This is a genomic window from Streptomyces sp. NPDC028419 (assembly GCF_055565515.1).
Genome location: NZ_JBVHUE010000013.1, coordinates 31,055 through 52,566 on the forward strand (window position 1 = coordinate 31,055; position 21,512 = coordinate 52,566).

24 protein-coding genes and 1 pseudogene are annotated in these 21,512 nt (G+C 72.6%); 15 read left to right on the forward strand and 10 right to left on the reverse strand.

The genetic code is table 11. The features are described 5' to 3' along the window. Positions 1-176 precede the first annotated feature (176 nt). On the reverse strand, positions 177-2,201 hold the full coding sequence (locus tag ACZ4UB_RS17040; RefSeq protein ID WP_468070898.1) for a hypothetical protein: 2,025 nt from the start codon (positions 2,199-2,201) through the stop codon (positions 177-179). 161 nt (positions 2,202-2,362) lie between these two features. After that, positions 2,363-2,788 (reverse strand): hypothetical protein, encoded by a 426-nt coding sequence (locus ACZ4UB_RS17045; protein ID WP_468070900.1) that lies wholly within the window; start codon positions 2,786-2,788, stop codon positions 2,363-2,365. A gap of 176 nt (positions 2,789-2,964) precedes the next feature. On the opposite strand from ACZ4UB_RS17045, the gene ACZ4UB_RS17050 reads away from it, so the two are divergent. Further along, a complete protein-coding gene (locus tag ACZ4UB_RS17050; protein ID WP_468070902.1) occupies positions 2,965-3,573 on the forward strand; it encodes a PadR family transcriptional regulator in 609 nt (202 codons plus the stop codon). A gap of 73 nt (positions 3,574-3,646) precedes the next feature. Here ACZ4UB_RS17050 and ACZ4UB_RS17055 read toward each other — a convergent pair whose 3' ends face one another. Then, positions 3,647-4,075 (reverse strand): type II toxin-antitoxin system Rv0910 family toxin, encoded by a 429-nt coding sequence (locus tag ACZ4UB_RS17055; RefSeq protein ID WP_468070904.1) that lies wholly within the window; start codon positions 4,073-4,075, stop codon positions 3,647-3,649. Between the two features lie 139 nt (positions 4,076-4,214). Here ACZ4UB_RS17055 and ACZ4UB_RS17060 point away from each other — a divergent pair, with 139 nt between their 5' ends. Continuing rightward, positions 4,215-5,288: an EamA family transporter gene (locus ACZ4UB_RS17060; RefSeq protein WP_468070906.1), complete on the forward strand. Its 1,074-nt coding sequence runs from the start codon at positions 4,215-4,217 to the stop codon at positions 5,286-5,288. Positions 5,289-5,448: 160 nt separating this feature from the next. Beyond that, a complete protein-coding gene (locus ACZ4UB_RS17065; protein ID WP_468070908.1) occupies positions 5,449-6,450 on the forward strand; it encodes a DMT family transporter in 1,002 nt (333 codons plus the stop codon). Here the strand turns inward: ACZ4UB_RS17065 and ACZ4UB_RS17070 are convergent. Beyond that, entirely contained in the window at positions 6,432-7,121 is a 690-nt protein-coding gene (locus ACZ4UB_RS17070) for a pyridoxamine 5'-phosphate oxidase family protein (protein WP_468070910.1), read from the reverse strand. The genes ACZ4UB_RS17065 and ACZ4UB_RS17070 overlap by 19 nt on opposite strands. Before the next feature lie 37 nt (positions 7,122-7,158). Here ACZ4UB_RS17070 and ACZ4UB_RS17075 point away from each other — a divergent pair, with 37 nt between their 5' ends. Continuing rightward, positions 7,159-8,490, forward strand: a complete 1,332-nt coding sequence (locus ACZ4UB_RS17075; RefSeq protein WP_468070912.1) for an aminotransferase class I/II-fold pyridoxal phosphate-dependent enzyme — start codon at positions 7,159-7,161, stop codon at positions 8,488-8,490. An 86-nt stretch (positions 8,491-8,576) separates the two neighbouring features. On the opposite strand, the gene ACZ4UB_RS17080 is transcribed toward ACZ4UB_RS17075, so the two are convergent. Then, the gene (locus ACZ4UB_RS17080; RefSeq protein WP_468070914.1) at positions 8,577-9,584 is read right to left on the reverse strand and encodes a DMT family transporter; all 1,008 of its coding nucleotides are present in this window, start codon (positions 9,582-9,584) and stop codon (positions 8,577-8,579) included. Between the two features lie 74 nt (positions 9,585-9,658). On the opposite strand from ACZ4UB_RS17080, the gene ACZ4UB_RS17085 reads away from it, so the two are divergent. Continuing rightward, complete coding sequence (locus ACZ4UB_RS17085) at positions 9,659-10,558, forward strand: LysR family transcriptional regulator (protein ID WP_468070916.1); 900 nt, start codon at positions 9,659-9,661, stop codon at positions 10,556-10,558. Positions 10,559-10,605: 47 nt separating this feature from the next. On the opposite strand, the gene ACZ4UB_RS17090 is transcribed toward ACZ4UB_RS17085, so the two are convergent. Further along, complete coding sequence (locus ACZ4UB_RS17090; protein ID WP_468070918.1) at positions 10,606-11,064, reverse strand: pyridoxamine 5'-phosphate oxidase family protein; 459 nt, start codon at positions 11,062-11,064, stop codon at positions 10,606-10,608. Positions 11,065-11,140: 76 nt separating this feature from the next. Here ACZ4UB_RS17090 and ACZ4UB_RS17095 point away from each other — a divergent pair, with 76 nt between their 5' ends. Then, positions 11,141-11,815, forward strand: coding sequence for a cysteine hydrolase family protein (locus ACZ4UB_RS17095; RefSeq protein ID WP_468070920.1), 675 nt, complete (start codon positions 11,141-11,143; stop codon positions 11,813-11,815). A gap of 2 nt (positions 11,816-11,817) precedes the next feature. On the opposite strand, the gene ACZ4UB_RS17100 is transcribed toward ACZ4UB_RS17095, so the two are convergent. The 4 genes from ACZ4UB_RS17100 to ACZ4UB_RS17115 all read right to left on the reverse strand — a co-directional run bounded on the left by ACZ4UB_RS17100 (position 11,818) and on the right by ACZ4UB_RS17115 (position 14,205). Continuing rightward, complete coding sequence (locus ACZ4UB_RS17100; protein ID WP_468070922.1) at positions 11,818-12,201, reverse strand: hypothetical protein; 384 nt, start codon at positions 12,199-12,201, stop codon at positions 11,818-11,820. A gap of 388 nt (positions 12,202-12,589) precedes the next feature. After that, positions 12,590-13,507: a MurR/RpiR family transcriptional regulator gene (locus ACZ4UB_RS17105; RefSeq protein ID WP_468070924.1), complete on the reverse strand. Its 918-nt coding sequence runs from the start codon at positions 13,505-13,507 to the stop codon at positions 12,590-12,592. 69 nt (positions 13,508-13,576) lie between these two features. Beyond that, the gene (locus ACZ4UB_RS17110) at positions 13,577-14,029 is read right to left on the reverse strand and encodes a hypothetical protein (RefSeq protein ID WP_468070926.1); all 453 of its coding nucleotides are present in this window, start codon (positions 14,027-14,029) and stop codon (positions 13,577-13,579) included. Continuing rightward, entirely contained in the window at positions 14,026-14,205 is a 180-nt protein-coding gene (locus ACZ4UB_RS17115) for a hypothetical protein (RefSeq protein ID WP_354382008.1), read from the reverse strand. Before ACZ4UB_RS17115 ends, ACZ4UB_RS17110 begins: the two co-directional genes overlap by 4 nt. Before the next feature lie 105 nt (positions 14,206-14,310). On the opposite strand from ACZ4UB_RS17115, the gene ACZ4UB_RS17120 reads away from it, so the two are divergent. The 9 genes and pseudogenes from ACZ4UB_RS17120 to fabG all read left to right on the forward strand — a co-directional run bounded on the left by ACZ4UB_RS17120 (position 14,311) and on the right by fabG (position 21,512). Then, entirely contained in the window at positions 14,311-14,955 is a 645-nt protein-coding gene (locus tag ACZ4UB_RS17120; protein WP_468070928.1) for a TetR family transcriptional regulator, read from the forward strand. Positions 14,956-15,086: 131 nt separating this feature from the next. After that, a complete protein-coding gene (locus tag ACZ4UB_RS17125) occupies positions 15,087-17,543 on the forward strand; it encodes a SpoIIE family protein phosphatase (protein WP_468070930.1) in 2,457 nt (818 codons plus the stop codon). A 75-nt stretch (positions 17,544-17,618) separates the two neighbouring features. Continuing rightward, on the forward strand, positions 17,619-18,095 hold the full coding sequence (locus ACZ4UB_RS17130) for a DUF6328 family protein (protein WP_468070932.1): 477 nt from the start codon (positions 17,619-17,621) through the stop codon (positions 18,093-18,095). Between the two features lie 120 nt (positions 18,096-18,215). Then, entirely contained in the window at positions 18,216-18,545 is a 330-nt protein-coding gene (locus tag ACZ4UB_RS17135; RefSeq protein ID WP_468070934.1) for a DUF6479 family protein, read from the forward strand. Between the two features lie 122 nt (positions 18,546-18,667). After that, the gene (locus ACZ4UB_RS17140; RefSeq protein ID WP_354382002.1) at positions 18,668-18,844 is read left to right on the forward strand and encodes a CsbD family protein; all 177 of its coding nucleotides are present in this window, start codon (positions 18,668-18,670) and stop codon (positions 18,842-18,844) included. A gap of 180 nt (positions 18,845-19,024) precedes the next feature. Then, positions 19,025-19,248: pseudogene (locus ACZ4UB_RS17145) on the forward strand (FMN-binding glutamate synthase family protein); the annotation flags it as partial. Positions 19,249-19,366: 118 nt separating this feature from the next. After that, on the forward strand, positions 19,367-20,206 hold the full coding sequence (locus ACZ4UB_RS17150; protein ID WP_468070937.1) for a HipA family kinase: 840 nt from the start codon (positions 19,367-19,369) through the stop codon (positions 20,204-20,206). Further along, positions 20,203-20,586: a DUF3037 domain-containing protein gene (locus tag ACZ4UB_RS17155; protein ID WP_468070939.1), complete on the forward strand. Its 384-nt coding sequence runs from the start codon at positions 20,203-20,205 to the stop codon at positions 20,584-20,586. The genes ACZ4UB_RS17150 and ACZ4UB_RS17155 overlap by 4 nt, the downstream gene beginning before the upstream one ends. Before the next feature lie 164 nt (positions 20,587-20,750). Continuing rightward, entirely contained in the window at positions 20,751-21,512 is a 762-nt protein-coding gene (gene fabG / locus ACZ4UB_RS17160; RefSeq protein ID WP_399258988.1) for a 3-oxoacyl-ACP reductase FabG, read from the forward strand.

Below are 21,512 nucleotides of genomic sequence, written 5' to 3' on the forward strand. Positions count from 1 at the left end.
GACCCTGGAGGAGCGGCGTTTGACGTAGCGCCCCGACCCTGGAGCTTGAACACCGGAGAGACTTGGATCTTGATGGTCGGGCCTCGTGGGAGCCGACGCGGAGTCGGCTCCCACGGTGTGCGGCCGTGGTCTGACGTGGTGTTCAGCCGGCGGAGGCGAGTTGCCGTCTCTGGCTCCTAGCCGCGGTGGACGCAGTACAGGTACCCGTACGGCGCCTCTGTGGTGAGGTTGGAGTACCTGACGAGGGCGGGGCCGTCGGCGCTGGTGGCGGTGGGGTGCTTGGTGACGGGGGACCAGGTGGTGCCGTTCCAGGTGGCGTAGCGCAGTTCTTCGGAGAGGCCGTCGGCCCGGTACATGCACAGCAGGCCGCCGGGGACGGGGGCGATGGCGGGGCGGGCGGTGGTGGAGCCCAGGGGCAGTTCTTCGAACGGTGACCAGGTGGCGGTGGCTGAGACGGTGTACCTGCTCATGAACAGGCCCTTTCCGTTCGCGCCGCGCACCACACAGTACGGAGCTGAGCCTCCGGAGTCGTGGCCCACTGCGGGGGAGTCACAGGTTGTGCCGCTGGGGAAGGGCTTGAACGTGCCCCAGCTGTCGTTGGCGCGTTCGCTCCAGAGCAGCTTGTTCTCCGGTCCGCGGACGACGCAGAGCAGCTTCACGCCGTGGGTGCTGAGGGCGGGTGAGCCGAGGACGACGTTCTCGGCGACTGTTTGCGGATTCGACCAGGACGTGCCGGAGAACTGCGTCGTCATCACGGCGTTGCTGCGGTTGTAAGCGCACCACAGCTCGCCCTGCGAGGACACGGTGAGGGTCGGCGAGTCGCTGGTGACAGCCTTGGGGATCTGGGCGAACGGCCGCCAGGTACCGCCTTCCAGGGTGCTCCACCACAGGCCGCCGGAGCCGGCGAACCCGGAGACCACGCAGTACAGCTTGCCCTGGTACTCGGCCAGTGCGGGTGTTCCGGACATGGTGCCGGAGGGGAAGGGGACGTCCGGGCTCCACGTGTGCTGTTGGCCGGGCAGCGCGGTGGGCATGGAGGTGGCGCGGGGGCGGGCGTTGATGGCGCTGGCGGTCCTGGCGATGAGGACGTAGTGGCCCTCACTGCCGCCGTCGAAGTCCCAGCTCGCCACCGGATTGAAGTCGCCTGCCCACTTGCCCAGGGCCGCCCGGTCGAAGACGAGCGTGCGCTCTTGGACGATGTCGTCGTGGTTGCGGAACAGCTCGATCAGCCCCGCGATGGCCAGTCCGATCATCGCGGCGATCTCGAAGAAGTCGATGAGGTCGTGGTACTCCGGCACCGGGAAGTGCCCGCCGTACTGCGCCAGCCGGTCGGCCATCTCGAACAGGAGGTCCGAGATCTTCCGCACTACCTTGACCATCTCGTCGCGCCACCGGGACGTGCTGTGATCGGCCTCCCAGCAGATGATGTGGGCCGTGAGGAACTTGTCGACCTCGCCGCTGAACAGCTCCGTGCCGGCGTCCAGCGCCTGGTAGTCCCCCGTCGAGATGGCGCCGTACTCGCGCGTGACATCACTTCGCTTGCCGGCCAGGTCGGAGCTGGCGGAATGGGCCCAGTAGATCTCGTCACGACCGGCTTCGTTGGACTCCCGCTTACAGCTGAAGGCGTGCAGCCCCACCGCCACCTGCTCCGGCTTGGCAGCCGCCCGCGCGTCGAGATGGTGGTCGGAAGCGGTGACCACCGTCACGCCGTGCCCGTAGGCGCGCATGCCCTCGATGAACTCCGCGCTGTCCAGCGGCGCGCCCTCCTCGAGCCGGTCCAGGTCGACCAGGCTCAGGTTCGGCTGCGCCGCGACCTCCGCGCGCAGCGCGGGCAGGTCCTTGACCAGATCCTCGAAGGCGTACCCCTGCTCCATGCCGCGCGAGGTCAGCACCTCGGGGAACATCCCCAGAGCATGTGACGACTGTTCCTCGGCGAAGACCCGCCCCAGCTCACGGATCTCCTCCTCCGAGACCAGCGGGCGCAGGAACTTCACCATCTCCGTTTCCAGATCGGTCAACTCCAGCCCGGCAGCCATACGGGCCGCGCCACGCAGCATCACTCCGTACAGCAGACCCGTCGCCGCAGCCGGCACCGCCTTCGCCGCACCGCGCGCACCCAACGGCTGTCGGCCCTGGAGCTGCGCACGCAGCCGCTCGACCCGCTCCGCCTGCGTGACCGTCACATCGCCCGACAAGGACATAGACAACTCCCAGGATCGAAGGCCACGCAGCTCCGCAGGTAACGGAACGTGGGAGACCTGATCCTTCCAAGGTGACTACACGCAGCAGAAGGAACTTAACGGACAGTGTTTGCTGGAAGTCGGCCACTCACGGCACCCAGCGCCCGCGGGCGTTCGAGCGTCTACGAGCGCAGCATCTGTAGCGCGTCGGTCAACGTCACGGTGCTATCGCTCATGGAGCAGACCTCCAGCCAGGAGAGGTACCCGTTCCGAGCGAACGCCAAGACCTCGCCAATGCAGTGCCCTTCCGCGTCGTAGAGCTGCGCCTCAGCCGCCACGACCGTGCCGGCGGGGGACGGCGCCGCCGTCACGGCCTCCGGATCCAGGTCGAAATCTGTCGTACCGCAGCCGCATGTGCAGCGTCCAGAAACCCGTAGGTGCGGTACTTGTCGGCGGAGTGCCTGGTGAGTCGCGTCCTCGGTGCCGAGAAGAACGTCGAGCGCATCGGCAACATCGGAGGGCAACCCTAGCGTCATGCCTGCACCGTAACTGACCTGCAGCGTTTCCAGGAGATCAAGGTTCGGTGAGACGAACTGTCCGGTAGCCAAGCTTCGATGGGATCGGTCAAGGATCGCTGGGACGACACGACGGGCGCGTGGAGTGGGTCGTTCTTTAAGAACACTCCCGATATATCGTTGACACATCGCGAGCGGTCAGCGATGGTTGTGATGTCGGACAACGACACGGATTAACCACTCGGAACAATGACGAAAGGAGCGCGGTCATGCGTTCACACGGACATGAGCACGGGCACGAGCACGGTCGTGGGCACGGGCACTGCGGGCCGGAGCGTCAGGGGGACTTCGAAGGTCGGCGCGCGGCGTTCGGGCCGTTCGGGCCGCCCTTCGGGGGGCCCTTCGGCGGGCGCGGTGGGCGGGGCGGGCCGCACCGGCGGGCGCGGCGGGGTGACGTCAGGGCCTCGATCCTGGCGCTGCTCGCGGACCGGCCGATGCACGGCTACGAGATGATCCAGGAGATCGGCGAGCGCAGCGGAGGGGCCTGGAAGCCCAGCCCGGGGTCGGTCTACCCGACCCTCCAGATGCTGGAGGACGAGGGGCTCATCAGCAGCGCGAGCGAGGGCGGGAAGAACCTGTTCACGCTGACCGACGCCGGGCGCACCGAGGCCGAGGCGGGCTCCGCGGCCCCCTGGGACGAGGCCGGGCGCGGGTTCGACCGCGAGGCGATGAACGAGATCCGTACGGCCGGCTTCGGCCTGATGGAGGCCTTCGGCCAGGTCTGGAAGACCGGCTCGTCCGAGCAGCGGGAGAAGGCCGTCGCGGTCATCAACGAGGCCCGTAAGAAGCTCTACCTGATTCTCGCCGACGAGCACTGACCGACCGGCGGGAGGTACGGCCGAGCGCCCCGCGCGTCATGACGCGCGGGGCGCTCGGCGTGGGTGCGTGCGGTCAGGCGACCAGGCCGGCCAGCTTGCGCAGGGACTCGTTCAGCGCGGCGCTGGCCGAGTCCTTCAGCTTGCCCGCCATGAGGGAGACGGCCGCGCCCTGGAAGTCCCCGTCGATGCGCACGGTGGTCGCGTCCCCGTCCGGGACCAGGGTGTAGCGGGTGCCCACGATCACGCCCATCGGGCCCTTGCCGCGGATGGCGAGGACGCGCTCGGTCTCCAGCTCCTCGATGGTCCACACGACCTCGGCCGGGAAGCCCATCATCTTCATGTTCTCGGCGAAGGTGGAGCCGACGGCCAGGGTCTCCGGGCCGCCCTTGGGGAAGCCGGTGTGGGTCATGCTCCACTGGCCGTACGCGTCCCAGTCCGTGAGCTGCGACCAGAGCGCGGAGGCGGAGGCCTCGATGCGTGATTCCGCGGTGACTTCGGCCATGGGACCGCCCCTTCTCGTCGGCTGTGTCCGGCGGAACGTAGTCCCGGTCGGCGGAACATTCAAGACTGACGACCTGTCAGGAAATCTCAACAGGCGTCACCCCGGTGACGCTCCTGACGAGGGCTGTCATGATGTGCCGATGCAAGCGTCAGGGAGAAATGCCGGACTGGGCCTCGCCCTCGTTTCGGCGTGTGCGTTCGGTGGTTCCGGGGTGGCGGCGAAGCCGCTGATCGAGGCGGGTCTGGACCCGTTGCACGTGGTCTGGTTGCGGGTGGCCGGGGCGGCGCTGGTGATGTCCCCGTTGGCCTGGCGCCACCGTGGACTGTTGTTCCGCAAACCCGCGCTGCTCGCCGGCTTCGGCCTGGTCGCCGTGGCCGGGGTGCAGGCCTTCTACTTCGCCTCCCTGTCCCGGATCCCGGTCGGCGTGGCCCTGCTGCTGGAGTACCTCGGCCCCGCGCTGCTGCTCGGCTACATCCGCTTCGTCCAGCGCAAGCCGGTGACCCGGGCGGCCGCCGCCGGGGCCGCGGTGGCCGTCGTCGGTCTGGCCTGCGTCGTCGAGATCTGGGCCGGGCTGCGGCTGGACCCGCTCGGGGTGCTGCTCGGCGTGGCCGCCGCCTGCTGCCAGGCCTTCTACTTCGTCCTGGCCGACCAGGGTGCGGACGGGGAGGACGTGCCCGACCCCTTCGGGGTGATCGCGTACGGCATGGTCATCGGTGCGCTGGTGATGACGGTGATCGCGCGGCCCTGGGAGATGCGGTGGGAGGTCCTGGGGCGGGACGCGGACGTCGGCGGGCTGGCCGTGCCCGCGCTGGTGCTCGTCGGGTGGGTGGTCCTGATCGCGACGGTCGCGGCCTACCTGACCGGTGTGGTGTCGGTGCGCATGCTCTCGCCGCAGGTGGCGGGCGTGGTCGCTTGCCTCGAAGCGGTCGTCGCCACCGTGCTGGCCTGGGTGCTCCTCAAGGAACACCTCTCGACCCCGCAGATCATCGGCGGTGCGCTGGTGCTGGGCGGTGCCTTCATCGCGCAGACCTCGCGGCCCGCGGCGCCCAAGCCGGGCGCGGGGTCGGGTGCGGGGGACGGGGGGAGCGCGCCGGACCCGGCCGCCCTGGGGCCGGGGGCCATGGACCAGGCGGTCCTGGGGGGCGACCGGGCAGCCGCCGAGCGGGGAGCGGTCGAACCCGGGGCGCTGGACCGGACGGCCGCGACGGCCTAGGGTCACGACCATGCTGACGAACGTGCTTCCGCCTCCCGCCGCCTGACGCGGGCGGCCTCGCCACTGCGCCGACGAACCCCGCCCGGAGTCACCGGGCCGGTCCGTGCTGCCCGCGAAGAGATGACCTTTCCCCTCATCCTTCACGTCACGCGGAGCACACGTGTCGAAGCATCTGTACCTCGTCGTCGCCGGAGCCGCCTGGGGCACCGCCGGGGCGGCCGCCTCACTCCTCTTCCTGGCCAGCGACCTCGGTCCGCTGGCCCTGTCCTTCTGGCGCTGCGCGGGCGCCCTGATCCTCCTCCTCGGGGCGCTGGCCCTGCGTCGCCCGCGGGGCGGTCGGCGCCGGTCGGCGCCGCGGCCGTCGGTGGCCTCGTTGGTCGTCACCGGGCTGCTCTTCACCCTGTTCCAGGCCGCCTACTTCGGGGCCGTGCGCGAGACCGGGCTCGCGGTCGGGACGGTGGTCACCCTGGGCGCCGGGCCGGTGATGATCGCGCTCGGGGCGCGGTACTGGATGGGTGAGCGGCTCGGTCGGGGCGGTGCGGCCGCCGTCTGCGGCGCGCTGGCCGGGCTGGTGGCGCTGACGCTGGGCGGCGGGGGCGCCGAGGTGCGGCCCGTCGGGGTCGGCTGGGCGTTGGTGTCGGCCTCCGGCTACGCGGCGATGACCCTGCGCACGCGCGCCCTCGGGCGGCGCGGGGCGGGCGGGGACCCCTTGGTGACGACCGCGTGGTCGCTGGCGGTCGGCACGGTGTGCCTGCTGCCGCTGGCCGTGCTGGAGGGGTTGGTTCCGCACGCCGCGCAGCCGGGTCGGGTGCTGTGGCTGCTGGTGTACGTGGCGACGGTGCCCACCGCGCTCGCGTACGTCCTCTACTTCACCGGTGCGGCCGCGGTGCGCGCCGCCACCGTGTCCGTGATCATGCTGATCGAGCCGGTGAGCGCGGCGTTGATCGCCGTACTGGTCCTGGGGGAGCGGCTGACCGGGTCGGTGGTGCTCGGCATCCTGCTCCTGCTGGCGGCGGTCCTCGCGCTGATCGCCGCGGAGGGCCGCCGTCCGGCGGAGGAGGGGGCCGCCGCCGGGGCGGACGGAGCCCCGGCAGGCGCGGTGGACGGAGCCCCGGAGGGCGGTCCCGTGGGGCCCGTACCGGCTCAGAGCGCGGCGATGTAGTCCGGTACCTCGATCCCGGGGGCCAGGTCGGCCGCCGGGATCGGGGCGCCGTAGGTCCGCGCGACCGGGACCACGCCCGACCAGAACGGCAGGTCCAGGTCCCGGGCCTCGTCGTTGGGGCCGCCGGTGCGCAGCTTCGCCGAGACCTGTTCGAGGTCGAGCCGGATGACGGCGGTGGCGGCCAGCTCCTTGGCGTCGGCCGGGCGGGAGTCCGCCGAGCGGCCCGCCACCACCTGGTCGACGAGGGCGTCGAGGGCCGTCCGGCGCTCCGCCTCGTCGGTGACCTCGTACGCCGTGCCGTGCACCACGACCGAGCGGTAGTTCATCGAGTGGTGGAACGCCGACTTGGCCAGCACCAGCCCGTCGAGGTGCGTGACCGTGACGCACACGGGCAGGCCCGGGTCGGCCTTGCCCGCGGCGAGCAGCGGGCGCGAACCGGTGGAGCCGTGGATGTACAGCGCCTCGCCGACCCGACCGTAGAGGGTCGGCAGGACCACCGGAGCGCCGTCGCGGACGAAGCCGAGGTGGCAGAGGTATCCCTCGTCGAGTATCGCGTGCACCGTCTCGCGGTCGTAGCGCGCGCGGTCGCGGGAGCGGGAGGGGATGGTGAGGTCCGTCGGCTCGTAGGCGTCGGTCGCGGGGTCGTGGGCGGCGGCGGGCGCGACGGTCATGATGCGAACTCCATTGCACTAGTGCATACTGTTGTTTGTGCTAGGAGAATACACAATCGTCGGGAGCCGTGCATCCGAGATCGCGGCCAGTGTCGAAGCGGGCGTGGGCTCCGGGGAGCTGGCCCCCGGCGCCCTGCTGCCACCGATGCGCGAGCTGGCGGGGGCGCTCGGGGTCAACCCGAACACCGTCGCCGCCGCCTACCGCACGCTGCGCGAACGCGGGGTCATCGAAACGGACGGGCGGCGCGGCAGCCGGGTGCGTGCCCGACCCGCCAGCACCCCGCGGGACGGGCTGCGGGTGGCGGTGCCGCCGGGCGGCCGGGACGTGGCCAGCGGCAACCCCGATCCGGCCGTACTGCCCGAGCTGTCCGCGGCGCTGGCGGCCGCGGCCCGGCGCTACGCGCAGGCGCCCACCCGGTACGGGGACGACCCCGTCGTCCCCGAACTGGCCCGGCTCGCCCGGGCCGGGCTCGACGCCGATGGGGTGCCCGCCGGGCCCGTCGGGCTGACCTCGGGCGCGCTGGACGCGATCGAGCGGGTGCTGTCGGCGCACCTGCGCCCGGGGGACGCCGTGGCGGTCGAGGATCCGGGGTGGGGCAGCGTGCTGGACCTCGTGCCCGCGCTCGGCCTGCGGATCGCACCCGTCGCCGTCGACGACGAGGGGCCGGTGCCCGAGGCCGTCGAGCGGGCCCTCGCGGAGGGCGCGCGGGCGCTGGTGGTCACCGCGAGGGCGCAGAACCCCACGGGCGCCGCGGTGAGCGCGGCCCGCGCGGCCGTGCTGCGGGAGCTGCTGGCCCGCCACCCGCACGTGGTCGTCGTCGACGACGACCACGGGCACGGCATCGTCGACCTGCCGCTGGAATCCCTGGGCGGGGTGACCCGGCACTGGGCGCTGGTGCGGTCCACCGCCAAGGCGTACGGGCCGGACCTCAGGCTCGCGGTGCTGACGGGGGACGCGGTCACGGTGGACCGGGTGCTGGGCCGCCAGCGGCTGGGCCCGGGCTGGGTGAGCCGGCTGCTCCAGTACGCCGTCATCGAGCTGTGGACCTCGGGGGCCGTGGACGGGCCCACGGTGGCGCGGGCCTACGGGGAGCGGCGGGACGCGCTGGTGGCGGCGCTGCGGGAGCGGGGCGTGGCCGCGCACGGGCGCAGCGGGATGAACGTGTGGGTGCCCGTGTCGGACGAGACGGGGGCGGTGACCCGGCTCCTCGCGGCGGGCTGGGCGGTGGCGCCGGGGGCGCGCTTCCGGGTGGACAGCGGTCCGGGCGTACGGATCACCGTGTCACCGGTGACCCCGGGCGAGATCCCGGCGCTGGCGGACGCGGTGGCGCAGGCGGTCCGCCCGGCGCGGGGGGTGCGGTACGACTAGGTCGCCTCTTTCGGATCTTGCCGGGCCGGCAAGATCCGAAAGAGGCGACCTGGGGGAGCGGCCCGGAGCCGGCGCCGGTGGCGGGGTCAGGCCTTCTGGCGCGGGCCGGACCGGGTCTGGGTCAGGGCGGCGCCGGCGAGGACGATCGCGGCGCCCACCGGGGTGTTCCAGTGCAGCTGCTCGCCCAGGACCAGGACGCCCGCCGCGGTCGCGATCACCGGGATGAAGTACGTGACCATCTGGGCCGTGGTCGGGCCGATCTCGCCCACCAGGCCGTACTGCATCTGCAGGGCCATGCCCGTCCCCAGCGCGCCCAGCGCGACCACCGACAGCGTGGGCCACAGCGGGAAGGAGGTCGGCGCGCTGGTGAACGCGGCGCTCACCGCGGCCAGTTGGAGGGTGGCGACGATCAGCTGGGCGCCGGTCAGCGCCACCGGTGAACCGGGGGTGCCGGCGAGCGTGCGGCGGACGTAGATCCAGCCGATCGGGTAGCAGAGGGACGCGAGCAGGGCGAAGGCCGTGCCCTTCGCGTCGACCCCCGCGAAGCCCTGCCAGGCCCCGAGGACCGTCAGTACCCCGAGGAAGCCGAGGCCGAGGCCCGCGAAGCGGCGCCGGGTCGGCCGGTCCTCGGAGAGGGCGACCAGGGACAGGGCCATGCCCCACAGCGGGGAGGTGGCGTTGCAGATGCCCGCGAGGCTGGAGGGGATGCTCAGCTCGGCGTAGGCGAAGAGGGAGAAGGGGACGCTGTTGAGCAGCAGCGCCGCCACCGACAGGTGGCCCCAGGTCCGCAGCCCCCGGGGGAGCGGCTCGCGCCGGACGAGCAGGACGGTGACGAGGGCGAGCGCGCCGAAGAAGACCCGACCCATGGAGACGTGGAAGGGGGCGTACGCCTCGGTGCCCACCTTGATGAACAGGAAGCTGAACCCCCAGACCACGGAGAGGATCGCGAAGCGGATCCGCCAGTCGAGGCCCGGGCGGGCGGCGGCCGGGGTGGTGGGCGCGAGGGTGGTCGGTGAGGTGGCTGCGGGACGAGGGGTGGGGGCGGCTGCGGCGGAGGTGGGGAGGGTCGGCCGGGCGGGTGCGGATGCGCTCATGGAGATCACTCTGCTCCGCACAACCTCTTAGGACAAGCGAGACTTCTTTCGCCTCACGCCGTAGCATTGCTTACATGTTGAACCTGGAGCGCCTGCGCACGCTCGACGCCCTCGCCCGGCACGGCTCTGTCAGCGGGGCCGCCGACGGCCTGCACGTCACGACCTCGGCCGTCTCCCAGCAGATGGCCAAACTGGAGCGCGAGGTCGGCCAGCCCCTGCTCTCCAAGTACGGCCGCGGGGTCCGGCTCACCGACGCGGGGCGACTGCTCGCCGACCACGCCGCACGGATCATCTCCCAGGTGGAGCTGGCCCAGTCCGACGTGGAGGCCCAGCGCGGCTGCGTCGTCGGCGAGTTGCGGATCGGCGCCTTCCCGACCGCGATGCGCGGGCTGCTGCCGGGCGCCCTCACCGCGCTGCGCGCCGCACACCCCGAGCTACGGGCCCGGGTGACCGAGCAGGAGCCGGAGCAGAGCATGCGCGCCGTGGTGCGCGGGGACCTCGACCTCGCGGTGGCCATCGACTGGCACAACCGGCGGATGCCGGTTCCCGCCGAACTCTCCCGCGCCCGCCTGCTCGACGACTCCGTCGACATCGCGATGCCCGCGGGGCACCCGATGGCCGAGCGGAGCCGCATCTCCCTGGCCGACTTCGCCGACGACGACTGGATCTCCTGGAACGAGGGCCAGTTCTGCCACGAGTGGCTGGTCTTCACGCTGCGCGGCCTGGGCGTGGAACCGCGCATCGCGCACATCGCCGAGGAGCACCACACCCAGCTGGCGTTCGTCGAGGCCGGGCTCGGGGTGTGCGTGGCGCCGCGGCTCGGGCGCGGGCCGGTGTCGCCCACGGTGCGGCTGCTCCCGGTGTGCGACACTCTGCGCCGCCACGTGTACGTCGTCTGGCGCGCGGATGCCGACCGGCGGCCCTCGATCCGGGCGGCGGTGGCGGCGCTCCGGGACGCCGCGGCCCTGCTCTGAGAAGGTCGGCGCCCTGCTTCCTGCGCCCGGCTCCCGATGCCCGGTTCCTACCGCTTGCGGAAGTCCCAGGACACCACCGAGTCCGGGGTGAGGCGGATCCAGGCGTGCCGCCCGTCGTGCGGCATCTCGGTGATGCCGAAGTTCTTCACCGGGAAGAGCCGCTCGGCCTCCTCCAACTCCGGGCAGGGCTCGCCGGTCCGGGGCGCCTCACCGACGAAGACCGCGCTGCCGGAGAGCTCGACGCCGCGCAGCTCGTCGTACTCCTCGCCCGCGTCCACGACCACCGAGATCCGCGGGTCTTTGCGCAGGTCCGCCCAGCGGCGGCTGCGGGTGATCGAGTACAACCACAGCGAGGTGCCGTCCCAGGCGAACCAGAGGGCGCCGACGTGCGGGCGGCCGTCGCCGGAGACGGTGGCGACCCGGCAGGTGCGCTCGGTGCGCAGGAACTCGTCCACCTCCGCGCCGGTCATCATGATCCGCCGGCCGCGCCGCTGTGCTTCGTCCATCTGCCCCACGCCCCTTCACATCTGACTGTGTGTCAGGAATCATGAAGGCTCTTCCGTCATCACGCCAGGGGGATGCATGTCCCAGGACCAGGACCAGGACCGGGGCCAGGACCGGGGTGCCGCCCGCCGCGACCGGCTCAGGGCGCAACTCGACCCCGCCGCCACCGCGCTGCTGACCGTCGAGTGTCAGAACGGGGTCGTCGGCGCGGACAGCGCGCTGCCCGAGCTGGCCAAGGAGGCCCAGGCGTCCGGCATGTTGGGGCGGGTGGCCGCGCTGGTCGACGCCGCGCACCTGGCGGGCGTACAGGTCCTGCACGCGGTGGCCGAGCGGCGGCCGGACGGGCGGGCGGCCAACTCCAACGCGCGGCTCTTCCGCGCGGCCGGAAAGCTGCCGGTGCAGCAACTGTCGGGCACGCGGGCGGTCGGGGTCGCCGAGCCGATCGTGGTGGCCGAGGAGGACATCGTCGTACGCCGGCTGCACGGGCTGTCCCCGATGGCCGGGACCGACCTGGACGCCCTGCTGCGCAACCTCGGCTGCCGCACCCTCGTCGTCACCGGGGTCTCCGCCAACGTCGCGATCCCGAACACGGTCTTCGACGCGGTCAACCTCGGCTACACCGTGGTGGTCCCGGCCGACGCGATCGCCGGGGTGCCGGCCGACTACACCCCGCAGCTGATCCGCAATTCCCTGGCCCTGGTGGCCACCGTCACCACGGCCGAGGACGTCATCGACACCTGGGCGCGGGACTGACGTCAGCCGCGCCGGCCCGTGCCCTGCGCGAGGAGGGCGTCGCCGACGAGGCGGACCCCGCGGGACAGCCGGCCCAGCTGCTGGAGCTCGACGGCGTACATCCTGATGGAGTTCTCGATCACGGAGGCGGCCACGCCCATCGAGGGGAGTTCCGCCCGGCTGGTCTCCAGGGCGATCCGCATCGTCCGTACCTCGTGCCGCAGTTGGAGCTGGGCGTGGCGGGCGAGCAGTGCCGGATGGCGGGTCAGGGTCGGGTAGCTGCCGTAGCGGGCCGGGAGCAGGTCCCGTAGCCAGTGCATGGCGGTGCGTTCCCAGTCCTGGGTGCCGGGTGCCTTGACCTGGCAGGGCCAGTCGGGGCTGAGCGTGAGGGAGGCAGTCTGGCGCATCTCGTCGCTTCCGAGTGGTGTCGAACTCTGATCGAGGCGTTGCTGCGGCGGCCCCGGCCCAGGGGTTGACCGGGACCGCCGTGCGCGCTCCGGTGGATCCGAAAGCCGGGATCGGGCACGGGTGGGACGTGAGGAGGAGTGGCGTCACACCGCGTGCCCGTCTCCGGGAGGGCTTGGGGTGAGCTCTCCGTGGCGTCTGGTGGATCCGGGGCGCTCGGCAAGTAAACATATATACCGTCGGGTAAGCAAGGGAATGAAAAATTACATACGACGGCGAGGTGAAAACCGGCCCCGGAAAGGGGCCTCGGAAATCGGTCGCGGAGCCGGGTGGGGGGCCGGGTGTGGGGCCAGGTGTGGAGCCGGGTGTGGGTGCGGGTGTGGGTTCGGCTCAGAGGAAGAAGCCGTGCTGGTCGGCGACCTGCTCGTAGCTTTCGAGGCGCGCCTGGGTTCGCTCGGGGTCCGCGTCGGCCATCGCCTGGAGCAGGGCCGCGGACAGCATGCCGGGTGCCGCGTAGGAGTCGAAGACGAGCCTGGCCCCGGTGCCCGCGGTCAGCGTCACGTCCGCGGCCTCCGTCAGGGGGCCCAGGGTCGGATCGGTGATCAGCGCGGTGCGCAGCCCCACGCTCCGCGCGGCCCGGAGCGCGCCCAGCGTCTCCTTGGCGTGTCGGGGCATGGCGTAGGCCAGTACCCAGGTCCCGCCCGCCGCCCGCGACTGGAGCAGGGCGTCGTAGGCCACGCTGCCGCCGCGGGTCACCAGGCGGACGTCCGGGTGGATGCGGCGGGCGGCGTAGGCGAAGTACTCCGCCAGCGACACCGAGATCCGCAGGCCGAGCACCGTCAGGGGCACGGAACCGGCGAGCTCGCGCCCGATGTTCAGCACCTGGTCGGTGTCGGCGAGCAGGTGGCGCAGGTTCTGCAGGTTCTCGATCTCGGCGTCGACGGCCGCCTGCAACTCGTTGCGGCGGAACTGCGCGCCGGCCCCGGGGGTGCCCGCGACCGCGCTCAGGGCGATCGGTTGGAGTGCGTCCCGCAGGGCGGGATAGCCGCTGAAGCCGAGGGACACGGCGAAGCGGGTCACGGACGGCTGGCTGACCCCGACCCGGTCCGCCAGCTCGGTGATCGAGAGGAAGGCGGCCTCGGTGAGGTGGTCGATCAGGTACTGGGCGATCCGCCGCTGTCCCGGGGAGAGCCGGTGGCCGTCGAACAGCGCGCGGACCCGCTCGCCAGGGGCGCGCTCGGGTTCAGGCGAGCGACCGCCCGGCGTGATGGCGGCTGCTTGGGCGCGTGCCTGCTGCCCGGATGACACCGACGGGCCTCCCTCTCATGTCACTCGTCACCCAACATAGCTCACACCCTGTGTCCGGTCCTTCGAGCGTCAGCCGAGGCTCCAGGACCAGGTGTGGTCCGCGCTGATGAGGCAGACCAGGACGACGAGGTCCGCGACCCCGAGGGCGAGCCCGAGGCGGGCGCGGGCGGGGCGGGTCGTTCCGCGGATCAGGGCGAGGGTGGCGAGGACGATCGCGACGGGTCCGAGGACGAGGTTCATGGCCACGAGCCCGACCAGGCCGGACACGAAGGAAAGGACGGCCATGGTGTCGGCCTCGTCGCCGGAGCGGGCCTCGCCGGCGGAACGGGTCGTGCCCTTCGCGCCGGCGGTGTCGGTCGCGCCGGCGGTGCCCTTCGCGCCGGCCGTGTCGGTCGCGTCGGCCGAACGGGCCGCGGCAGTCGGGTCGTCGGGGCCGGTGCGGGTCGTCGGGGCCCCGGTGCGGAGCTCCGGGGCGGGGGTGGTGGAGCGGCGCTCCCGGACGGCGGGTCGGTGCGCGGTCATGAGGAACTCCCCTGACGGTCGACGCGGTGGTGGCGCCCGGTCCGCTCCCGTACGGCGAAGACCGTGAGCCAGACGGCGATCACGGCCGTCGCGACGAGCGAGACCGCCGCCGGAACGTGGGCCACGGTTCCCAGCAGGATGCCCAAGAGCAAGAGGGCCGCTACGAGGAAGAGCATCGTGCTTCCTCCTTCGGATTCCTAGAATCGGTAACAGTTGTTCACTGACTACCCAGTCTAAATGATGGCATGCGGCCGCCGCGGGATCGGGGTTTACTTTCCGTCATGAACCAGACCGTCGGGGCCCGCCAAGCCCAACGCCTCCGTACGCGCCGGGCCTTGCTCGACTCCGCGCTCTCGCTCCTGGAGGAGCAGAGCCTGGGCAGCCTCGGTCTGCGCGAGGTGACCCGCGCGGCGGGAGTGGCGCCGACGGCCTTCTACCGGCACTTCCCCGGCATCGAAGAACTGGGGGTCGCCCTGGTGGACGAGGCGCTGGAGAACTTGGAAGAGGGGATCGCCGCGATCTTCGACGGCGCCGGGATCGCGGCCCGACGCATCGACCAGGCAGTGGATTTGATGGCCGCACTCGTCCGCGCCTACCCGGCACACCTCCGTTTCATCGTCCGGGAACGGCACGGAGGGGTGCGCCGGGTGCGCGAGGCGGTCGCCGGACGGTTGGACGGCTTCGCCCGGGACATGGCCGAAAACCTCGCCGCCGACCCGCTCGGCGCCGGGTGGAGCCCCGAGGACCTGCTGATGCTCGCCCGCCTCTACGTCGACCACATGGTGATGACGGCGTCCGCCTACTTGGCGGCGTCCCTGGAGGGCAACGCGTGGGCCGACGTCACCGACACGGCCCGGCGCCAACTCCGGCTGATCCACGCGGGGCGGCTCCACTGGACGGTGGCCGGACGGGTCGACGGTCCCTGAGCCGGGCGCGGTGAGGGGACGGCACGCGGCCGCCCGCGGCCCCTTTCGGAAGTGGCCGCCGCCGGTCCGCTCGTGGGGGTTGACCGGCGAGAACCGCGTCCACGGGCCCCGTGGCGTGCCATGCTCGACACATGGCGGGTGAATCCGGGGTTCCCGGCGGCGGAGCGAGCGCGGCACCAGAGGTGTTGGCGCTGGCCAAGGTCGTCTCCAGGCTGCGCGCCGAGGTGGTGGACCTGGAGGGGTTGGCCTCCATGACGGCCGTCGTGGAGCGGGCCAAGGGCGTGCTGATGGCCCGGGAAGGCGTCACCGCCGATACCGCGAACCGGCTGCTGCTGGAGCGCGCCGGGGAGCACCGCCGCAGCCTCCTGGAGGAGTGCTGGCTCACCCTGGGCCGTGCGACCGGCGCGGGCCCGGCGGCGCCGCCGGTGCGGGCGGTCCCGGGCGCCGGGCCCGCGCCGGGCATCCCGCGGGAGCCGGACCGCTCGCCCTTCGACGCCGGCCGCTACGTCGTCCCCGACGGCGGCCGTCCGGCCGGGCACCGCCCGGTCCTCGCGGCCCTGGCCCGGTCCCTGGCCGAGGCCCGCACCCCGATCGAGACCGCCCGGCGGCTGTACGAGGCGCTGGCGGACGCCGAGGACGTCGGCGCGGTGATGATCTACACCCTGACCACCGCCGGCAGCCTGAAGCTGATCGGGCACGCGGGGGTCGACGACGCCTTGGCCGAGCAGTGGAGCCACGTCCCGCCGCTCAGCGGCATCGCCGCGATGGAGGCCATCGAGGCCCGGGAGGCCGTGTGGCTCGAAGATCCGGAGCTCGACGCGGCCCGGTACCTGCTGATCGGGGAACCGCCCGAGCGGTGGCCCTCGCGCGCCTGGCTGCCCGTACCCGGGTACGGAGCGGTGACGGCGGTCGTCGGCTTCTTCCGCACCCGGCGGGGTCCCTTCACCGCCGGTAGCCGGACCCTGCTCAGGCGGGCCGTCCGACTGTGCGGCGGACTCCTGTACGAGGGCGAGGCGGTCCAGGGGAGCCCGCCGCTCCACGCGGACGTCGAAGCGATCCAGACGGTCTTCGACGCCATGTCCGGACCGGTCGTCCTGCTCAGCCCGCTGCGCGGGCGGACGGGGGAGGTGGAGGACTACCGGATCGACGCCGCCTCGCCGCAGTCGGTGGACGTCGCGGGGCGCCACGGCAAGGAGCTGGTCGGCCGGCGGGTGCTGGAGACGTACCCGACCGTCGCGGGCACCGCCCTGTGGGAGGGGTACCTGGACGCGCTGACCCTGGGCACGGTCTACGAGGGCGAGCCCTTCCTGTACGAGGAGGTGAGCGCCGGAGTCCCCGAGCGGTCCACTTACTCGGTGCGCGCCACCAGACTGGGCGAGCGCCTGGTGGTGACCTGGATCCGGCACGACACCACCGATCGCGAGGCGCGCCGGCTGGACGACCTCCAGCGCTTGGGCAACCTCGGCTGGGCGAGCTGGAACCTGCTGACCGACACCGTCACCTGGTCCGACCAGGTCTACGCCGTCTTCGGCCGCGATCCCGCCCTGGGGCCCATGCGGTTGGAGGAGCTGCCCGAGCACCTGCTCTCGGAGGACCTGCCCGCGCTGGGCGCGGCCGTGCAGCGGCTGCTGGGCGACGGCACGGCCATCGACCAGTACTTCCGGATCGCCGCGCCGGACGGCGTGCGGTACCTGCGGATCGTCGCGGAGGCCCAACGGGACGCGGACGGCACCCCGTTGGAGGTGCACGGCTTCTTCCAGGACCTGACCGCGCTACGGGCCGCCGAAATGGCCCTGCGCGAGAGCGAACGCGCCAACCTCGTCCAGCGCGGCACCCTCAAGGCCGAACGCGCGCTGGGGGCCCGGCTCCAGGACACCTTGCTGCCGATCCCCGAGCAGTCGCTGGAGCTGGCCGGTCTGCGTGTCGACGTGGCCTACCTGCCCGCCGACAGCGGTCTGAACGTCGGTGGCGACTGGTACTCCGCGATCGAACTCCCCGACAAGAGCGCGCTGTTCGTCGTCGGAGACGTCGCCGGCCACGGTCTGGCGGCCGTGGGCACGATGGCCCAACTGCGCTTCACGGCCAAGGGCATGACCATCACCGGATCGCCTCTGCCCGACGTGCTCGCCCGACTCAACGCCCTGCTGCTCCACACCGCCACGGACACCCACAGCGCCACCGCCACCATGGTCATGGGGCGCTACCAGCCCTGGGACCACCGGTTGACCTGGGTGCGGGCGGGCCACCTCCCGCCGCTGCTGATCCGCGACGGTGCGGCCACCTTCCTGCCGCAGCCGCGGGGCACCCTCCTCGGCGCCGCGTTCGGCTCCTCGTACGGGCAGGAGGTGGCGGACCTGCTGCCCGGCGACCACCTGCTCTTCTACACGGACGGCCTGGTGGAGGAGCCGGGCGAGGACATCGGGGTGGGCCTCGCCCAGCTCGCCGAGACGGCCCTGCGGCTCGTGCGGGAGGGGCGCAGCGGCGCCCTGGCCACCGCCCTCGCGGGCTTGCGGGAGGGGCACCGCGACGACATCTGCGTCCTGGAGATCTACGTCCCCCCGCGCCCCGATCCGACCGGGCCGGTGTAGCGGGAGCCGCAGCGGGCAGACGCGGGAGGGGACCGACGGGTGGGCCGTGGTCCGGGCGCGAAGGAGGACGCCGCCATGGCGGCCGAGCGTAGGGAGACGGCAGCGGAGCGGGCCGACCGCCGCTGGAACGAGACGCTCCAAGAGGTCCGGGTCGCGCAGACCGGGGCGCAGATCCTCTTCGGCTTCCTGCTGAGCGTCGCCTTCACGTCGGGCTTCCACCAGCTCGCCACCTTCGACCGGACGCTGTACGTCGTCACCCTGACGCTGGGCGCCCTGGCGACCGGAACCCTGATCGCTCCCGTCGCCTACCACCGGATGCTGGCCGGCCATCACCTCAAGCCGCAACTCGTGAACGCGGCCGGCCATTTGGTCTCCTTGGGCATCGTGCTGCTCGCGCTGACCGTCACCTCGGCCGTGCTCCTGCTGCTCCGCGTCGCCACCACGCACTGGATCGCCTGGCCGCTCACGGGATTCGTCACCGGCTGGTTCGTCATCTGCTGGCTGCTGCTGCCCTTCCTGCTCCTGCGCCGGAAGGGCAAGGACGACGGTTGAGGCGCGGCGTGCGCCGCCCGGCCGCGTGACCCGCCGCGTTAGTGGTCCGGTTGGCCGGGTAGCCGCGGGGTGCGGTCCCCGGTTCCGGGGCCGCTCCGCCGCGACAGAGAAGGACCCGACATGTCGAATCCATCCCTCGCACCGCTCGCATCCGTCGAGCTCGCCGTGGGCGCGTCCTCCGCGGTCGTGCTCGTCATCGGCGTGGTCGTCGCGGCGCTGCTCGTCGGCGCCGTGTGGCTGGGCATCCGGCGCCGTGGGCGCGAGCCGGCGCCGCCCCGCGCCGGGGACCAGCCGCGCCGGCCCGGGCGCGGCCGGCACACCGAGGAGGCGCGCGAGCCCGACGGCACCGGCTTTCCGGCCGACGGCGGCCGTCGTACCGCGCACGAGATGAAGGGGTACGGGAACTTCGGCTCGAAGCCGCAGGGCAGGAACCCCTCCGACGGATCGTGACGGACCGCCGCCCGGACGAATGGGGCGGGAAGCACGGGGCAGGGGCGCGATGAGAGGTACGGATGCGGCCGCCCGCAGGCTCGGGCGGCGCACGATCCACACCAACCGCGAAGGAGGCCACCATGGCCGACAAGGGAACCGGGGACAAGGCGAAGGGCAAGGCCAAGGAGGCCGCCGGCAAGGTCACCGGCAATGAACGGCTGACCGCCGAAGGCAAGATCGACCAAGCCGTGGGCGAGACGAAGAAGACCATGTCCGACGCCAAGGACGCCCTCCAGGGCAAGCGCCGCAAGGGCTGATCCGACCCCGGACCACGCCCCGGGCTCCCCGCCGACCGGCGGGGAGCCCGGCTGTGTGCCGCCCCCGGCCACGGCCTCGCGCCCTGCGCGCCCGGTAGGACCCGTGGCAGCCGAATGGCGGACGGGGTCGGGGGCAGGAGCGCGATGTGCGGAAGATACTCGCAGTAGCCGTCCTCGGCCGCCGAGGAACCCTTCGGCACCGAGCGCGACCTCGACCGGGCCGGCCGGGAGTACCTCGTCCCGTCGATGGCTCCGCGGCCGGTGCGAACCGACCCGCCCCGGGTCCGCATCGGCGGCCCCGACCGCACCCGGCCCTACGACATGGCCCTGCTCACCGTCTTTGCGATGAGCTTCGGCTCGCTGTCGGCCATGCCGTACTCGCCCTGAGCGGCTCCTGCTCCCTGGAGCGCAGCGCCATGCTTTCGCGGACGGGGTCGCTCGGCCGCGTGGGCCGTCCGGGCTGAGCGGCCGTTCGGGAAAGGTCCTGGGTGGGGACGTGCGTCAGCCCGTTAGCCTGGGGAAATGCTCACAGAAGTGATCGCGACCCGCTACGTCACGCCCTTGCGTGAGGGCGGCTCGCTGCCGGGGATCGTCGAGGCCGACGATCTCGGCACATACGTCATGAAATTCTCCGGAGCCGGCCAGGGCCGCAAGACCCTGGTCGCCGAGGTCATCTGCGGGCGCCTGGCCCAGCGGCTGGGGCTGCGCGTCCCGCCGCTGGTGCAGATGCAGCTCGACCCCGTCATCGGGCTCGGCGAGCCCGACCAGGAGGTCCAGGAGCTGCTCAAGGCCAGCGGTGGACTCAACCTCGGGATGGACTACCTGCCCGGGTCGATCGGTTTCGACCCGCTGGCCTACCAGGTGGATCCGGCCGAGGCGGGCCGCGTCGTCTGGTTCGACGCCCTGATCAACAACGTCGACCGGTCCTGGCGCAACCCGAACATGCTGGTCTGGCACGGGGACCTGTGGCTCATCGACCACGGCGCCACGATGATCTGGCACCACAACTGGCCGACCGCGGCCGCCGCGGCGGCCAAGCCGTACAACGCCTCCGACCACGTCCTGGCCCCGGTCGGCCCGGACATCGCGGCCGCCGCCGCCGAGCTGGCCCCCCTCGTCACGCGGGAGCTGCTCACCGAGGTCGCGGCCGACGTCCCGGACGAGTGGCTCGTCGACGAGCCGGGCTTCGAGTCCACCGACGCCGTGCGCCGCGCCTACGTGGACGCCCTGCTGCCGCGCGCCGCGACGATCCACGAGCGGATCACCATGGAGGCCGAGGTGAAGCCCCGCAGCGGCCCTCCCGGCTGGCTCGCCGAACGCCTCGCCCCCCTGCCCCACGACAAGAAGAGCGACAGCCGGTGACCGAGCGGTACGTGTTCGAATACGCGCTGGTGCGCGTCGTGCCCCGGATGGAGCGCGGGGAGTGCTTCAACGCCGGGGTCATCCTCTACTGCCGGGCGCACGCGTACGTCGCCGCGCGCGTCCACCTGGACGAGGCGAAGCTCCTCGCCCTGGACCCGAAGGCCGACGTGGCCGGGGTGCGGGCCGCCCTGCGCGGGGTCGCGGGCGTGTGCGCGGGCGGGGACGCCGCCGGCCAGGCCGCGGGCGACGACGCCGGGCGGCGCTTCCGCTGGCTGATCGCCCCGCGCAGCACCGTCGTACAGCCCGGGCCGGTGCACACCGGGCTGACGGCCGACCCGGAGGCGGAGCTGGCCCGGCTGCTGGAGCTGCTGGTGTACTGACCGCGCCCGGTGGGTTTCCGGTCACGGCACCAGGAGCCCCGTCGCCCGGTGGCGTTGACACCGGGTGCCGGGGCTCCTAGCGTCTCTTCAGCCGAAGCTACTAAGCGGTTGCTCACCCAGGGGGGCGCCGCCGACAGGGCATCCCCAGCGCGAGGAGAACCAGCATGTCCACCACCGAGCAGCGCGTCGCCATCGTCACCGGGGCGGCCCGGGGCATCGGCGCGGCCACCGCCGTGCGCCTGGCCGCGGAGGGCCGGGCCGTCGCCGTCCTCGACCTCGACGAGGACTCCTGCAAGGACACCGTGGAGGCGATCACGGCCGCGGGCGGCAAGGCCGTCGCGATCGGTTGCGACGTGTCGGACAGCGCCCAGGTGGAGGCGGCGGTGGAGCGGGTCGCGAGCACGCTCGGCGCGCCGACCGTCCTGGTCAACAACGCGGGCGTGCTCCGCGACAACCTGCTCTTCAAGATGAGCGACACCGACTGGGACACCGTCATGAACGTGCACCTGCGCGGTGCGTTCCTGATGGCCCGCGCCTGTCAGAAGTACATGGTGGAGGCCAAGTTCGGCCGCATCGTCAACCTCTCCAGCAGCTCGGCCCTGGGCAACCGCGGCCAGGCCAACTACGCGGCGGCCAAGGCGGGCCTCCAGGGCTTCACCAAGACGCTGGCCTTCGAGCTCGGCAAGTTCGGCGTCACGGCCAACGCCGTGGCCCCCGGCTTCATCGTCACCGAGATGACCGCGCAGACGGCCGCCCGCATCGGCATGGGCTTCGAGGAGTTCCAGGCCGCCGCCGCCACGCAGATCCCGGTGCAGCGCGTCGGCCGTCCGGAGGACATCGCCAACGCCATCGCCTTCTTCACCGGCGAGGCCGCGGGCTTCGTCTCGGGCCAGGTCATGTACGTGGCCGGCGGCCCCCTCAACTGA

Coding starts and splice junctions, on each gene's coding strand:
- ACZ4UB_RS17140 (WP_354382002.1), top strand. CDS start 18,668: ATGGCCGACAAGGGAACCGGGGACAAGGCGAAGGGCAAGGCCAAGGAG.
- ACZ4UB_RS17110 (WP_468070926.1), bottom strand. CDS start 14,029: ATGACCGCGCACCGACCCGCCGTCCGGGAGCGCCGCTCCACCACCCCC.
- ACZ4UB_RS17090 (WP_468070918.1), bottom strand. CDS start 11,064: ATGGACGAAGCACAGCGGCGCGGCCGGCGGATCATGATGACCGGCGCG.
- ACZ4UB_RS17095 (WP_468070920.1), top strand. CDS start 11,141: ATGTCCCAGGACCAGGACCAGGACCGGGGCCAGGACCGGGGTGCCGCC.
- ACZ4UB_RS17100 (WP_468070922.1), bottom strand. CDS start 12,201: ATGCGCCAGACTGCCTCCCTCACGCTCAGCCCCGACTGGCCCTGCCAG.
- ACZ4UB_RS17080 (WP_468070914.1), bottom strand. CDS start 9,584: ATGAGCGCATCCGCACCCGCCCGGCCGACCCTCCCCACCTCCGCCGCA.
- ACZ4UB_RS17070 (WP_468070910.1), bottom strand. CDS start 7,121: ATGACCGTCGCGCCCGCCGCCGCCCACGACCCCGCGACCGACGCCTAC.
- ACZ4UB_RS17055 (WP_468070904.1), bottom strand. CDS start 4,075: ATGGCCGAAGTCACCGCGGAATCACGCATCGAGGCCTCCGCCTCCGCG.
- ACZ4UB_RS17150 (WP_468070937.1), top strand. CDS start 19,367: ATGCTCACAGAAGTGATCGCGACCCGCTACGTCACGCCCTTGCGTGAG.
- ACZ4UB_RS17115 (WP_354382008.1), bottom strand. CDS start 14,205: ATGCTCTTCCTCGTAGCGGCCCTCTTGCTCTTGGGCATCCTGCTGGGA.
- fabG (WP_399258988.1), top strand. CDS start 20,751: ATGTCCACCACCGAGCAGCGCGTCGCCATCGTCACCGGGGCGGCCCGG.
- ACZ4UB_RS17060 (WP_468070906.1), top strand. CDS start 4,215: ATGCAAGCGTCAGGGAGAAATGCCGGACTGGGCCTCGCCCTCGTTTCG.
- ACZ4UB_RS17040 (WP_468070898.1), bottom strand. CDS start 2,201: ATGTCCTTGTCGGGCGATGTGACGGTCACGCAGGCGGAGCGGGTCGAG.
- ACZ4UB_RS17050 (WP_468070902.1), top strand. CDS start 2,965: ATGCGTTCACACGGACATGAGCACGGGCACGAGCACGGTCGTGGGCAC.
- ACZ4UB_RS17125 (WP_468070930.1), top strand. CDS start 15,087: ATGGCGGGTGAATCCGGGGTTCCCGGCGGCGGAGCGAGCGCGGCACCA.
- ACZ4UB_RS17135 (WP_468070934.1), top strand. CDS start 18,216: ATGTCGAATCCATCCCTCGCACCGCTCGCATCCGTCGAGCTCGCCGTG.
- ACZ4UB_RS17120 (WP_468070928.1), top strand. CDS start 14,311: ATGAACCAGACCGTCGGGGCCCGCCAAGCCCAACGCCTCCGTACGCGC.
- ACZ4UB_RS17130 (WP_468070932.1), top strand. CDS start 17,619: ATGGCGGCCGAGCGTAGGGAGACGGCAGCGGAGCGGGCCGACCGCCGC.
- ACZ4UB_RS17085 (WP_468070916.1), top strand. CDS start 9,659: ATGTTGAACCTGGAGCGCCTGCGCACGCTCGACGCCCTCGCCCGGCAC.